Below are 12,187 nucleotides of genomic sequence, written 5' to 3' on the forward strand. Positions count from 1 at the left end.
CAGCCGACATCAATATATGGTAGTGCGCAGAATGGCTTCAGCCTTCGTCGGTTGCGCAGGGCTTACGAGCATCGCCGAACTCTACCCGGGCTGCCGACTACAGCGAACGAAAGCTGATAACAATCTCCAGTGATCGGTCTCCTGCCCCACCTACTGCCCGGCGTAGCGCCCGGGCCGGTGGCTCACGGCCAGGAACACGCCCATGATCACGGCCGCCAGCACCGACCAGGCCACGCGCTCGAAGGGCACGACCCACAGCGCCAGCAGCACCACGCAGCAGTCGATGGCCATCTGCACCTTGCCGGCGCGGATGCCGTAGCGGTCCTGCAGGTAGAGCGATGCAATGGTGGCGCCGCCCAGGCTGGAGCGGTGGCGCGCCAGGAACAGCAGGCCCGAGCCCATGAGCAGGCCGCCCGCAATGGCGGCAAAGGCCGGGTGCAGGTAGTCGATGTGGATGAGGCGCGGCCCCATTTCGGTGATCAGCGACAGCGCGCCCACGCAGATGAAGGTCTTGACCGTGAAGGTGCGGCCCACGCGCGTCCAGGCAAACCAGTAGAACGGAATGTTGATCGCGAAGAAGACCAGGCCGAACGGCCAGCCCGTGGCGTAGTGCAGCACGAAGGCCAGGCCCGCCGTGCTTCCCGTCAAAAGCCCCGCCTGGGCGAACATCATCATGGCGATGCCCACGAACAGGGTTCCGGTGAAGAGGGCCTGGACATCCTCGAAGAGGCCATGGCGCAGCGAAGCGGTGGCCGGGACAGGCGCAGCAGGCGCGGCAGCGGGTAGAGAAGGCGTGGACATTGTCGGGGTGATGACAGATCTATCGTCGCAAAGGCCCCGGTTCGGGGCCTTCACCTTACCCATGGGGTGTCATAGGTACAAACCCGGATTCTAGAGATTGTTGCCCCGGCGCGCTGTGGCGTGCAGGGTACAGCGCATCGCAGGATGCTTGCAGGAACTTGCAAGGGCCTGCTGTCAGGCGCCGCCGTGCAGTTTCTCGCGGCCGGCGCTGCGCAGCACGCGGCCGTCGGGGCCGAAGGTCACGGTGAACTCCATGTCGCGCGTGGGGGGATCGATGTAGTTCCAGTCCCAGTCGGTTTCCTGCTTGAGCTGGTAGGGCGTGATCTTGGCGGGCTTGCCCAGCATGCGGCGCACCTGCTCCTCGTCCATGCCGGGGCGGATCTTCTCGAAGTTGTGCGGCGCCAGCACCTGGCGCAGCGCGCTCATGCGGCCATCGGTGCCGATGGTGATCATGTAGTTGCGGCTGCCGGCGGGCTGGCGGTTGTACTCGAAGGTGCGCGAGCCGTCGGGCTCGGTCCAGATGCGTTCGGGCTCGCCAAAGCGGGCGCGGACGTCGGCCTCGGTGGACAGGCCTTCTTCGAGTTCCTTGATGTTTTGGGGATCGCAGCCGGGCAGCGAGAGCATGCCCAGCACGGCCACGGCAACCCCCAGAAGACGGGAGACTAGGTTCATCGGCGGTGTCCCGGTAAAATCACGCGATTCAAGAGGTTATCAGACTATGTCATTCTTTCGCCGCCCCGACTATCGCTCCGACGCCACCAACTTCATCAATGACCTGAAGAAGCAAAAGCCCGAGCTGCCCAGCCAACAGCTGGCCGGCCGCTCGCTGCTGTGGGACAAGGACGTGAACCACGAAGTCTGGGAAGACCTGCGCGCCGGCCGCGTGGACCAGAAGCCCTACGTCTACCAGACGAACTCCTGATTGCCCATGCGATGAAAAATCAGCCTGTTCCCACCGTGCACCCTGCGCATGCGGCATTCGCCCAGGCAGCAAGGCATGGCCGAGGCTGAATCCGCGCTGGCGCCTGCGGGCGCCTCCGCCACATCCCCCCCTCCTGGCGACGGCACCCCGGTCGTGATCGACCAGGTGGCTTTGGCGCGCCTGTACGGCGAGCCGCTGTTCGCCCTGCCGCAGGACCTGTACATCCCGCCCGATGCGCTGGAGGTCTTCCTCGAAGCCTTCGAAGGGCCGCTGGACCTGTTGCTGTACCTGATCCGCAAGCAGAACTTCAACATCCTCGACATTCCCATGCTGGACGTGACGCGCCAGTACATGCGCTATGTCGACGAGATCCGCAGCCGCAACCTCGAACTGGCGGCCGAGTACCTGCTGATGGCGGCCATGCTCATCGAGATCAAGTCGCGCATGCTGCTGCCGCCCAAGAAGCAGGAAGGCGGCGAAGAGGCCGAGGACCCGCGCGCCGAGCTGGTGCGCCGGCTGCTCGAGTACGAGCAGATCAAGCTCGCTGCCCACCAGTTGGGCCAGGTGCCGCACTACGGGCGTGACTTCCTCCGGGCCCAGATCCACATCGAGCAGAACCTGCAGCCGCGCTTTCCCGATGTGGACGTGGCCGAGCTGCAATCGGCCTGGCGCGACATTCTCAAGCGCGCCAAGCTCGTGCAAAGCCACAAGATCACGCGCGAGGAACTCTCGGTGCGCGAGTACATGAGCCAGGTGCTCAAGGCCCTGCAGGGCCGGCGCTTCGTCGAGTTCGAGACCCTGTTCCAGCCCGAGAAAGGCTCGACCGTGCTGGTCGTCACCTTCATCGCCCTGCTGGAGCTGGCCAAGGAAACGCTGATCGAGATCACCCAGGCCGAAGCCTTTGCGCCCATCTACGTGCGCCTGGCCTATACGCCCGTCTAGCGGGCACGGACACAGGCACGCGCACACCGACAGGCCGGCTCCACCGGCCTCCATGCACCATGACTTACAGCGTCAAAGAAATCTTCTACACCCTGCAGGGCGAGGGCGGCCAGGCCGGCACGCCGGCCATCTTCTGCCGCTTTGCAGGCTGCAACCTCTGGACCGGCCGCGAGCAGGACCGCGCCAACGCCATCTGCCAGTTCTGCGATACAGACTTCGTGGGCACCGACGGCACGCTGGGCGGCAAGTTCGCCACGGCCGACGCACTGGCCGAACGCATCCTGTCCCAATGGCCGGCCGGAGACAGCCAGCACCGCATGGTGGTGCTGACCGGGGGAGAGCCCCTGCTGCAGGTGGACGAGCCCCTGATCGCGGCCCTGCATGCGCGCGGCTTTCGCATTTCCGTGGAAAGCAATGGCACGGTGGCCGCGCCCGAGGGCATCGACTGGCTGTGCATCAGCCCCAAGGCGGGCGCCGAATGGGTGCAGCGCAGCGGCCAGGAGCTCAAGCTGGTCTGGCCGCAGCCCGGCTTCGATCTGCAGGCCATCGAGGCCGGCACCCGTTTCGACCGCTATTTCCTGCAGCCCATGGACAACGTCCTGCAGGCCGACAACACGGCCGCCTGCATAGCGCAATGCCTGCAGCGCCCGGCCTGGCGCCTGAGCCTGCAGACCCACAAGCTCACCGGCATCCGCTGATTTTTGCCATGCAGTTCACCGTACACCAGCGCTTTTTCTTCGATGCCGCCCACACGCTGGAGCGCGCCATCGAGACCGAGAGCAGCCGCCGCATCCACGGCCACACCTACTATGCCGAGGTCAGCGTCACCGGCCCGCGCAATCCGGACAACGGCATGGTGATCGACCTGGGCTACCTGCGCTCGCGCCTGAAGACCCTGGGCGACGCGCTGGACCACCGCTTTCTCGACGAAATCCCCGGCCTGGGCAAGCCCACGCTGGAAAACCTGTGCCTGTTCATTGCCGATTCCCTGGCCGACCTGCAGCCCGCTCCCAGCCGCATCCGCGTATGGCGCGACAGCATCGGCGATGGCTGCGTGCTCGACCTGAACTGAAGCCAGGCCCCGCAGCGGCGCCGCTGCCGTTGAACAACTTCACGGCCTTCATGGGATTTCTCCTTCGCATATAGACTTGGTGGCTTTTTTTGCCAGCCCAGGCCCCATCAAGACCGCGCAAAGCGCCCCTCGAGAGACAAAACATGTTCCGCACCCTGCTCAAATCCAAGATCCACCGCGTCAAGACCACGCAATGCGAGCTGCACTATGAAGGCTCCTGCGCCATCGACGAGGACCTGCTGGACGCCGCCAACATCGTCGAGAACGAGCAGGTCCACATCTGGAACATCGACAACGGCGAACGCTTCGTCACCTATGCCATCAAGGGCCAGCGCGGCAGCGGCATGATCTCGGTCAACGGCTCGGCCGCGCGCCGTGCCGCCGTGGGCGACCTGCTGATCATTGCCTCCTTCGCCCAGGTGCATGAGACCGACGTGGCCACGCACCAGCCGCAGCTGGTCTTCGTGGACGATGCCAACCGCCAGGTCGAACTGCGCCACCACGTTCCCACGCAGCAGCTGTGAGCTGCGCTGCGGTGTGACAATCGCGCGATGACTCAATCGCTTGCCGCCCGCAGCCTTGCGGCTGTGTGGCACCCCTGCACCCAGATGAAGCGGCACGAGGCCGCGCCCCCCATCGCCATCGCGCGCGCACAGGGGCCCTGGCTCCACGACACCGAAGGGCGCCGCTACCTGGATGGCGTCAGCTCCTGGTGGGTCAACCTCTTCGGCCACAGCCATCCGCACATCCAGGCCGCGCTCACCGACCAGCTCGCTCGGCTGGACCATGTGATGCTGGCCGGCTTCACGCACGCGCCCGTGGTCGAGCTGTCCGAACGGCTGGCCACGCTCACCGGCCTGGGCCATGCCTTCTACGGCAGCGACGGCGCATCGGCCACCGAGATCGCCCTCAAGATGAGCGCGCACTACTGGCGCAACCTGGGCCGCCCCGCCAAGAGCCGCTTTGCCGGCCTGGCCGGCGGCTACCACGGCGAAACCGTGGGCGCGCTGGCCGTGACCGATATTCCCATCTTCCGCGAAGCCTATGCCCCCCTGGTGCGCCTGGCCGACACCGTGCCCAGCCCCGATGCCCGCGGCGCGCAAGGCGGCGAAAGCCCGGTCGATGTGGCACGGCGCGCCGCCGAAGGCCTGCGCCAGTGGCTGGAGCAGCACCACGAGACCACGGCCGCCCTCATCGTCGAGCCGCTGGTGCAGTGCGCGGCCGGCATGGCCATGCACGACCCCGAATACCTGCGCCTGGCGCGCGCCCTGTGCGACCGCTACGAGGTGCACCTGGTGGTGGACGAGATCGCCGTGGGCTTCGGCCGCACGGGCAGCATGTTCGCCCACCAGCAGGCCGGCATACGGCCGGACTTCATCTGCCTGTCCAAGGGCCTGACGGGCGGCACGCTGGCCCTGTCGGCCGTGCTGACCACCGAGACCGTCTACGCCGCCTTCTACGACGATTCCGTGGCGCGCGGCTTTCTGCACTCGCACTCGTACACCGGCAACCCGCTGGCCTGCCGCGCCGCCCTGGCCACGCTGGAGCTGTTCGAGCAGACCGATGCCATCAACGCCAACCTCGCGCTGGCGCAAAGGCTTGACGGCGCCTTCGCCCCTTTGAACCAGCACGCCCGCGTGCGCCACGCACGGCGCCAGGGAATGATCTGGGCCTGGGATGTGCAGACCTCCCTGCCCGATTTCTCGCGCCGCTACAGCGCAGCCGCACTGGAGCGCGGATTGCTGCTGCGCCCGATCAGCAACACCCTCTACGCCATGCCGCCCTATTTGCTGGACGAAGAGGCCGTGCAGCACCTGGCCGCCAGCGCACTGGCCGCCCTTGAAGACACCCTGGCCCAGGAGAACCATTCGTGAACGCCCACCGCACCATTGGCTGCTTTGTCACCGGCACCGACACGGGCGTGGGCAAGACCCTGGCCTCCTGCGGGCTGCTGCATGCGCTGGCCCGCCACCATGCCCGCGTGGTGGGCATGAAGGCCGTGGCCGCAGGCGCCGAGCCCGACGGCCACGGCGGCTGGGCCAACGAGGACACGCTGGCGCTGCGCGCCGCCTCCACCCTGGCCGTGCCGCCCGAACTCGACAACCCCGTGCTGCTGCCCGATCCCATGTCGCCGCACATCGCCGCGCAGCGCGCGGGCCGCTCCATAGAGATCGCACACATCGTGGACAGCTACCGGCGCCTGGCCGAACAGGCCGACGCCGTGGTGGTGGAAGGCGCGGGCGGCTTTCTCGTGCCGCTGTCCGACCAGCTCTCGGGCGCCGACCTGGCCTGCGCGCTGGACCTGCCCGTGGTCATGGTCGTGGGCCTGCGGCTGGGCTGCCTGAACCACGCTGCCCTCACGGCCGAGGCCATCCGCGCGCGCGGACTGCGCCTGGCCGGCTGGATTGCCAGCCGCGTGGACCCCGCCATGCTGGTGCCCGAGGAAAACATGGCCTGGCTGCGCCAGCACCTGGACCGGCAACTGCAGGCGCCGCTGCTGGCCGACATCCCCTTCCAGCAGCACCCCGACCCGCGCGCCACCACCTATACCCTGCCGGAGCAATGGCAATGAGCGGCTCCTGGCTGGACGACATCCCCGCGCGCATCGCCGAACTCGACGCGGCCCACCTGCGCCGCCGCCGCCGCGCCACGGCGCCGCTGCAGGGCGCCGCCAGCGGCGCCCACATGGAGGTGGACGGCCACCCCATGCTGGCCTTTTGCAGCAACGACTACCTGGGCCTGGCCGGCCACCCCACCCTGGTGCGCGCCGCCTGCGCGGGCGCCCAGGCCTTTGGCGTGGGCTCGGGCGGCTCGCCGCTGGTCAGCGGCCACAGCACGGCCAACGCCGCGCTGGAGGAACAGCTGGCGCACTTCGTGCAACTGCCGCGTGCGCTCTACTTCTATGCGGGCTACGCCACCAATGCCGGCATCGTGCCGGCCCTGGTGGGCGCGGGCGATGCCCTGTTCTCCGATGCGCTCAACCACGCCTGCCTGATCGACGGCGCCCGCCTGTCGCGCGCCCAGGTCCACCGCTATGCCCATGCCGACCTGACCGATCTGGCCGCGCAACTGGCCGCCAGCACGGCCCGGCGCAAGCTGGTCATCAGCGATGCCGTGTTCAGCATGGATGGCAACGTGGCCGACATCCGCGGCCTGCTGGCGCTGTGCGAGCAGTACGACGCGCTGCTGCTGCTCGACGACGCGCATGGCTTCGGCGTGCTCGGCCCACAAGGCCGGGGCAGCCTGGCCGAGGCGGGACTGACGGGCGCAAACGCCTCGCCGCGCGTGCTCTACATGGCCACGCTGGGCAAGGCCGCTGGCGTGGCCGGTGCCTTTGTCGCGGGCAGCGACATGCTGGTCGAGTGGCTGCTGCAAAAGACGCGCAGCTACATCTTCGCCACCGCCGCGCCGCCCATGCTGGCCAGCGCGCTGCAGGCCAGCGTGGCCCTGATCGAGGCCGAGGACGAGCGCCGCGAGTCCCTGGCCGAACGCATTGCCGAGCTGCGCGCCGGCCTCACGCCGCTGCTGGCGCGCACGGGCTGGCAGCTGCTGCCCTCGCGCACCGCCGTGCAGGCTCTGGTCATAGGCTCCAACGCCACGGCCCTGGCCGTGATGGAGGGCCTGCGCGAGCGCGGCCTGTGGGTGCCCGCCATCCGCCCGCCCACCGTGCCCGAAGGCACGGCGCGGCTGCGCATTGCGCTGTCGGCCTCCCACACGCGCATCGACGTGCAGTTGCTGCTGACGGCGCTGGACGAGGTCTCGCGCCTGGCCCCACCCCTCCCCTGAATCCCTCTTCACCACCGGAACGGAGACATCCATGCCCCATCTCTACGTCGAGTACACCGACAACCTCGCCGGCCTGCCCGGCCAGCAACTGCTGACCGAACTCAACGCCTTCGTCTGCGGCCACCCCAGCATCCTGGACGAGGCCGACGTCAAGGCCCGCCTGCTGCCGGTCAGCCAGTTCGAGATCGGCTCGGCACCGGCCAACCGCGGCTTCGTCCACGTGCAGCTGCGCCTGCTGGCGGGCCGTACCGACACGGCCAAGAAGGAACTGTCCGAAGGCATTGCCGCAGTGCTGCGCCGCCTCACGCCCCAGCCGGCCGGCATGATGGTCCAGCTCAGCGTGGAAATCGCCGACATGGACAAGCCCAGCTACTACAAGGGTCGCCTGTAAGGCAGGCGCCGGGCCTTGTCCGCCGTGAGCACCCGCGCACGCTGCGCGCAATGCCTGCGCCCTGAGCGCACCTGCCTGTGCCCCCTGGTGCAGCCGGTGCCGCATGCGGTGCAGCTGCTGGTGCTCCAGCATCCCGAGGAAGAACTGCAGGCCAAGGGCACGGGCCGGCTGCTGCACCTGTGCCTGCCCGCCAGCCGCCTGGCGGTGGGCGAGGCCTTCGAGCCAGCGCAGTTGCAGGCACTGCTGCACGCGCCCTGGCAGGCGGGCGACGCCCCGCGGCAGGCCGTACTGCTCTATCCGGAAACGCCGCACGGCGAACAGTTGGGCCTGGCCAGGCAAGCGCCCTGGCCGCAGCCCGCGCCATGCCCCGAGGACCTGCGCCTGGTGGTGCTGGACGCCACCTGGCGCAAGAGCCGCAAGATGCTCTACCTCAACCCCGGCCTGCAGGCCCTGCCGCGCCTGGCACTGCAGGGCGACCTGCCCGCCTCGCGCTACGGCGCCCTGCGCAAGGCCCATGCGCCGTGCCAGCTGTCCACACTGGAGGCAGCGGCCTGCGCGCTGCAACGGCTGGCGCCTGCCGGCCCGTCGCTGCAGCCGCTGCGCGATGCGTTCGAGGGGCTGCTGGCCCTGCATGCCCTGCACAGGCCCGAATGAAAAAACGCCTCGGGGAGCGAGGCGTTTTTTCATGGCAGCAGGCCGTACTTCAGTTTTCCGGCGTGATCTTGGCGAACTTGACCAGTTCGGCGTACTTGCCCATGTCGGTACGGATGATCTGGGCCAGGTTTTCGTCGCCCGTGGGGGCAATGATGCCCGCCCCTTCCAGGCGCGCGCGCATCGCCGGATCGGCCAGGCCCGCCTTCAAGGCCTTCTGCAGGCTGGCCACCACATCGGCAGGCAGGTCCTTGGGTCCCGCCAGCCCGAACCAGCCGCTCAGCGCGTAGCCCTTGAGCGCTGCGTTCTCGCCCAGTGCGGGCACGTCCTTCATCATGGCGATGCGGTGGGCCGTGGTCACGCCCAGGGCCTTGATCTTGCCGCTCTGGATGAACGGAGCCGCCACCGAGGGAGAGACGATGGCGAAATCCAGGTTGCCGCCGGCCAGGTCGCTGGTCATCGCGGCCGATCCCTTGTAGGGCACATGGACGATGTCCACCCCGGCAATCTTCTTGATCAGCTCGCCCGAGAAATGCGGCGTGGACCCGATGCCCGGGCTGCCGTAGCTGTACTTGCCGGGATGGGCCTTGGCCAGGGCGATGAACTCGTCGATGGTCCTTGCCGGCATCTTGGTGCCGGCCACCCACAGGTTGGGCAGCACGCCGGTCAGCGCGATGCCGGTCAGGTCCGTGGCCGGATCGTACTTCTGCGCGGCGTTGACGAACTTCGTGCCCGCCAATTCGTTGCTGGAGCCTGCGAGCAGGGTATAGCCGTCGGCCTTGGCACCGACCACGCGCTGCGCGGCCACCACGCCGGCGGCACCGGGCACGTTGTCGACCACGACGGTCGCATTGAGGTGCTTGGCCAGGATGTCACCCACCACGCGCCCCACCAGGTCGACCGAGCCGCCTGCCGCGTAGCCGACGACGACGCGAATGGGCTTGTTGGGATAGGTGGTCTGGGCGCACAGCGGGCCCGCAGCCAGGACAGCCGCGGCGCTGATCAGCGCGCGGCGGGAAATACGGAATTCATGCATGGATCGATCTCAAGGGAGACAGGTATCAGCCAACAATCAAAATGATATTGCTCAACAATATTCACCGATTGTCTAACATTGCCTTGTGGAATCCATCCCTGAAAACCATGAGTTCCGCCCGTGGCCCTAGCCTGCTATTCAGCGCAGAACCGCCGGCAGCCAGCCGCGCAGGCTGTTGACGAAGGCCCAGCCCTGCACGCGCGGCAGATCGTCCAGCCGCACCGGGTGCTCCACCACGCGGCCCTCGTCCAGCGCCACCGCGCGGCCCACGCCGGGCAGCAGGCCGCTGGACAGCGGCGGGGTCACCCAGCGGCCCGCCAGCAGCACGGCGATGTTGCCGCGCGTGCCCTCGGTGATCTCGCCGTCCTCGTTGTGGAGCACGGTGTCGAACACCGAGGCATCGGTGGGCTGCAGGCTGTCGTAGTGCGCGCGGCGCGAGGTCTTGAAGCGCACCCAGTCGCCATGCGCCACCGCATTGGCGATGGGCCGGTCGGCCAGCGCCAGCCGAACAGGCGTGGCGGAAGGCGGCAGCGGCGCCGCCTGGGTCTGTATCCGCCCCGTGGCATCCAGCGCCAGGCGCACGCGCCAGTGGCCGCTGGCGTGCGCCTGGCGCAGCTGCTGCAATGCCTGCTCCAGCACGGCATCCGTGCAGGGACGGCCGAAATGCCGCGCCGCATCCTGCATGCGCGTCACATGGCGCTGCAGGTGGATGAAACCGCCATCCCGCAGGGCCAGGGTTTCCAGAATGTCGAAATCGAAGTCCGTATCCGCCATGGCTGCACGCCCTTTCACACCTTGTCCAGAAAAGCCCTCTTGTGGCGCCATTCCTGCCATTCGGCAGGCGCCTCGGCGCCCGAGGTGATGCCGCTGCCGATGCCGCAGCGCAGTTCCGTGCCACGCGCCACCACCGTGCGTATGGGCACATTGAAGGTGGCGTGCACGCGCCCCGCGGCGATGCCGGGCCGCACCACGCCCACGGCGCCGCAGTAGACGCCGCGCGGACCCGACTCCAGTTCGTGGATGAGCCGCATGGCCTGGCGCTTGGGCGCGCCCGTGATGGAGCCGCAGGGAAACAGTGCCGCAAACACGTCCGCCAGGCCGGTGCCGGGCCGCGTGCGCGCCTGCACGTCGGACGTCATCTGCCACACGGTGGGCAGGGGTTCGGCATGGAACAGGCGCGGCACCTGGACGCTGAAAGGCTCGGCAATGCGCGAGACATCGTTGCGCAGCAGGTCCACGATCATCACGTTCTCGGCCCGCTCCTTGGGCGAGGACCGCATGGCCTGGACATTCGCCTCGTCCTGTTCAGGCGTGGCGCCACGCGGCGCCGTGCCCTTCATGGGGCGCGTGAGGATGCGCTCGCCATCCCAGTCAAAGAACAGCTCGGGCGAGACGGACAGCACCTGCTCGTCGCCGCTGTCCATGCAGGCCACGTAGCCGCCGGGCTGGGCACGGCGCAGCGCGGCGAACAGCGATGGAATGTCGCCCAGCAGCCGGCCCATGAACTGGGCCGTGTAATTGATCTGATAGCAGTCACCGGCCGCAATCGCCTCGTGGATGCGCGCAATGGCGGCATCGAAATCCGCGCGCTCCAGGCCGGGCTGCCATTGCACCTGAGATTGCGCCTGAGATTGCACCTGAGGGCCGGTATCGACTGCGTCCGCGTCTTCAGGCCAGGGCCGGGGGCCGTCGAAGACGGCAAACCAGGCCAGCGGCTCGCCTTGCGGCGTGGCATGCAAGGCGCCAGCGTAGGCCGCGTCAAACGCCGCCGCCGCCTCGTAGCGCACCCAGCCCAGGCACCACAGGCCGGCCTGGGCGGCCTGCTGCACGGCGTCAAGCACACCGCGCACCTGCTCGGGCGCATGGGCTGCCAGGCTGCGCAGCGGCGGCCCGAAGCCATGGCGCAGCCGGGCGGCCGAACCGTCATGGGGGTTGGGAAAATCGATCAGAAACTTCACAAAACGGCCGTCAACGCATGCTGTACTTGCATCAGCAGCTTCGCTATCGATAGCAGCCACTGACACGGGGCCGCCCAGTGTAGAGCGAGGGAAACAAAAAAGCGCCCCGAAGGGCGCCAAACCAAGCATCCCGAAAGGACGCTTTCCACCAACAGGCCCGGCACCATGCCGGACCCATATCCATTCACATCACTTCTGCGTGACGGTGTGCTGGCCTTCCAGGCGGGCCACGGCCTCACGGTAGGCGGGGCCGCTGCGCAGTTGCTGGTAACGGGCCAGGCCGCGCTGGTATTCGGCCGAGTTGTAGCTGATGTCGCGGTCTGCCGAAGGCGAGGGCAGGTAGGTCATGCCCGCCTGGTGCCACATTTCGAGGTCGGCCAGCACTTCGGCGCGGCTCAGGCCTGCGGTGGCGGAGGACGAGGGGGAAACGGCTTCTTGGGCCATTGCAGTGCCGGCGAGGCCCAGGGTCAGGGCGGCCAGTGCAGCGGAGAGGGTACGCATGTCAGATCCTTTCAAAAGGCCGCTCGGCATTCATTTCCTCACGGCATGGACGTACTATGCGGCGCTGCAGCATTCTTCGTCTGTGCGTTTTCTCACGTGTTTTCGCATCCGGCCTGGGCGGCCCGCT

The 12,187-nt window shown here is 68.0% G+C and carries 16 protein-coding genes; 10 read left to right on the forward strand and 6 right to left on the reverse strand.

What is annotated here, in order from left to right:
* Positions 1–150: 150 nt before the first annotated feature.
* Both ACM14_RS11030 and ACM14_RS11035 read right to left on the reverse strand, forming a co-directional pair.
* Positions 151–801 (reverse strand): YitT family protein, encoded by a 651-nt coding sequence (locus ACM14_RS11030; RefSeq protein WP_063327090.1) that lies wholly within the window; start codon positions 799–801, stop codon positions 151–153.
* 174 nt (positions 802–975) lie between these two features.
* Entirely contained in the window at positions 976–1,473 is a 498-nt protein-coding gene (locus tag ACM14_RS11035; protein ID WP_065346163.1) for an outer membrane protein assembly factor BamE, read from the reverse strand.
* A 46-nt stretch (positions 1,474–1,519) separates the two neighbouring features.
* Between ACM14_RS11035 and ACM14_RS11040 the strand changes: the two genes are divergently transcribed.
* From ACM14_RS11040 to ACM14_RS11085, 10 genes are all read left to right on the forward strand, one after another.
* Positions 1,520–1,723, forward strand: coding sequence for a DUF3460 family protein (locus tag ACM14_RS11040; protein ID WP_012203764.1), 204 nt, complete (start codon positions 1,520–1,522; stop codon positions 1,721–1,723).
* Positions 1,724–1,771: 48 nt separating this feature from the next.
* Positions 1,772–2,665: a ScpA family protein gene (locus ACM14_RS11045; RefSeq protein WP_034390789.1), complete on the forward strand. Its 894-nt coding sequence runs from the start codon at positions 1,772–1,774 to the stop codon at positions 2,663–2,665.
* A gap of 59 nt (positions 2,666–2,724) precedes the next feature.
* Complete coding sequence (gene queE, locus ACM14_RS11050; protein ID WP_065346164.1) at positions 2,725–3,363, forward strand: 7-carboxy-7-deazaguanine synthase; 639 nt, start codon at positions 2,725–2,727, stop codon at positions 3,361–3,363.
* Between the two features lie 8 nt (positions 3,364–3,371).
* Positions 3,372–3,737 (forward strand): 6-carboxytetrahydropterin synthase, encoded by a 366-nt coding sequence (locus tag ACM14_RS11055; RefSeq protein ID WP_012203761.1) that lies wholly within the window; start codon positions 3,372–3,374, stop codon positions 3,735–3,737.
* Positions 3,738–3,880: 143 nt separating this feature from the next.
* Positions 3,881–4,261, forward strand: coding sequence for an aspartate 1-decarboxylase (gene panD / locus ACM14_RS11060; protein WP_012203760.1), 381 nt, complete (start codon positions 3,881–3,883; stop codon positions 4,259–4,261).
* Positions 4,262–4,288: 27 nt separating this feature from the next.
* Positions 4,289–5,611 (forward strand): adenosylmethionine--8-amino-7-oxononanoate transaminase, encoded by a 1,323-nt coding sequence (gene bioA, locus ACM14_RS11065; protein WP_065346165.1) that lies wholly within the window; start codon positions 4,289–4,291, stop codon positions 5,609–5,611.
* Positions 5,608–6,309 carry a dethiobiotin synthase gene (gene bioD, locus ACM14_RS11070; RefSeq protein WP_043790591.1) on the forward strand — a complete coding sequence of 234 codons (702 nt, stop codon included), beginning with the start codon at positions 5,608–5,610 and terminating at the stop codon, positions 6,307–6,309. The genes bioA and bioD overlap by 4 nt, the downstream gene beginning before the upstream one ends.
* Entirely contained in the window at positions 6,306–7,523 is a 1,218-nt protein-coding gene (bioF, locus tag ACM14_RS11075) for an 8-amino-7-oxononanoate synthase (protein WP_016449050.1), read from the forward strand. Before bioD ends, bioF begins: the two co-directional genes overlap by 4 nt.
* Before the next feature lie 31 nt (positions 7,524–7,554).
* Complete coding sequence (locus ACM14_RS11080; protein ID WP_012203756.1) at positions 7,555–7,914, forward strand: 5-carboxymethyl-2-hydroxymuconate Delta-isomerase; 360 nt, start codon at positions 7,555–7,557, stop codon at positions 7,912–7,914.
* 15 nt (positions 7,915–7,929) lie between these two features.
* Positions 7,930–8,568 (forward strand): tRNA-uridine aminocarboxypropyltransferase, encoded by a 639-nt coding sequence (locus ACM14_RS11085; RefSeq protein ID WP_065346166.1) that lies wholly within the window; start codon positions 7,930–7,932, stop codon positions 8,566–8,568.
* Positions 8,569–8,617: 49 nt separating this feature from the next.
* Here ACM14_RS11085 and ACM14_RS11090 read toward each other — a convergent pair whose 3' ends face one another.
* From ACM14_RS11090 to ACM14_RS11105, 4 genes are all read right to left on the reverse strand, one after another.
* Positions 8,618–9,601 carry a tripartite tricarboxylate transporter substrate binding protein gene (locus tag ACM14_RS11090; protein WP_013803913.1) on the reverse strand — a complete coding sequence of 328 codons (984 nt, stop codon included), beginning with the start codon at positions 9,599–9,601 and terminating at the stop codon, positions 8,618–8,620.
* Positions 9,602–9,739: 138 nt separating this feature from the next.
* Complete coding sequence (locus tag ACM14_RS11095; RefSeq protein ID WP_034390773.1) at positions 9,740–10,375, reverse strand: aminotransferase class IV; 636 nt, start codon at positions 10,373–10,375, stop codon at positions 9,740–9,742.
* 14 nt (positions 10,376–10,389) lie between these two features.
* The gene (gene pabB, locus ACM14_RS11100) at positions 10,390–11,559 is read right to left on the reverse strand and encodes an aminodeoxychorismate synthase component I (RefSeq protein WP_065346167.1); all 1,170 of its coding nucleotides are present in this window, start codon (positions 11,557–11,559) and stop codon (positions 10,390–10,392) included.
* Between the two features lie 189 nt (positions 11,560–11,748).
* Complete coding sequence (locus ACM14_RS11105; protein WP_013803916.1) at positions 11,749–12,060, reverse strand: DUF4148 domain-containing protein; 312 nt, start codon at positions 12,058–12,060, stop codon at positions 11,749–11,751.
* Between the last annotated feature and the right edge of the window lie 127 nt (positions 12,061–12,187).

Origin of the sequence: Delftia sp. JD2 (assembly GCF_001682645.1) — a bacterium.
Classification (GTDB): Bacteria; Pseudomonadota; Gammaproteobacteria; order Burkholderiales; family Burkholderiaceae_C; genus Comamonas; species Comamonas acidovorans.

Excerpts from the sequence above, each read along its gene's own strand:
- ACM14_RS11030 (WP_063327090.1), bottom strand. The coding sequence starts at position 801 with ATGTCCACGCCTTCTCTACCCGCTGCCGCGCCTGCTGCGCCTGTCCCG.
- ACM14_RS11035 (WP_065346163.1), bottom strand. The coding sequence starts at position 1,473 with ATGAACCTAGTCTCCCGTCTTCTGGGGGTTGCCGTGGCCGTGCTGGGC.
- ACM14_RS11040 (WP_012203764.1), top strand. The coding sequence starts at position 1,520 with ATGTCATTCTTTCGCCGCCCCGACTATCGCTCCGACGCCACCAACTTC.
- ACM14_RS11045 (WP_034390789.1), top strand. The coding sequence starts at position 1,772 with ATGCGGCATTCGCCCAGGCAGCAAGGCATGGCCGAGGCTGAATCCGCG.
- queE (WP_065346164.1), top strand. The coding sequence starts at position 2,725 with ATGACTTACAGCGTCAAAGAAATCTTCTACACCCTGCAGGGCGAGGGC.
- ACM14_RS11055 (WP_012203761.1), top strand. The coding sequence starts at position 3,372 with ATGCAGTTCACCGTACACCAGCGCTTTTTCTTCGATGCCGCCCACACG.
- panD (WP_012203760.1), top strand. The coding sequence starts at position 3,881 with ATGTTCCGCACCCTGCTCAAATCCAAGATCCACCGCGTCAAGACCACG.
- bioA (WP_065346165.1), top strand. The coding sequence starts at position 4,289 with ATGACTCAATCGCTTGCCGCCCGCAGCCTTGCGGCTGTGTGGCACCCC.
- bioF (WP_016449050.1), top strand. The coding sequence starts at position 6,306 with ATGAGCGGCTCCTGGCTGGACGACATCCCCGCGCGCATCGCCGAACTC.
- ACM14_RS11080 (WP_012203756.1), top strand. The coding sequence starts at position 7,555 with ATGCCCCATCTCTACGTCGAGTACACCGACAACCTCGCCGGCCTGCCC.
- ACM14_RS11090 (WP_013803913.1), bottom strand. The coding sequence starts at position 9,601 with ATGCATGAATTCCGTATTTCCCGCCGCGCGCTGATCAGCGCCGCGGCT.
- ACM14_RS11095 (WP_034390773.1), bottom strand. The coding sequence starts at position 10,375 with ATGGCGGATACGGACTTCGATTTCGACATTCTGGAAACCCTGGCCCTG.
- ACM14_RS11105 (WP_013803916.1), bottom strand. The coding sequence starts at position 12,060 with ATGCGTACCCTCTCCGCTGCACTGGCCGCCCTGACCCTGGGCCTCGCC.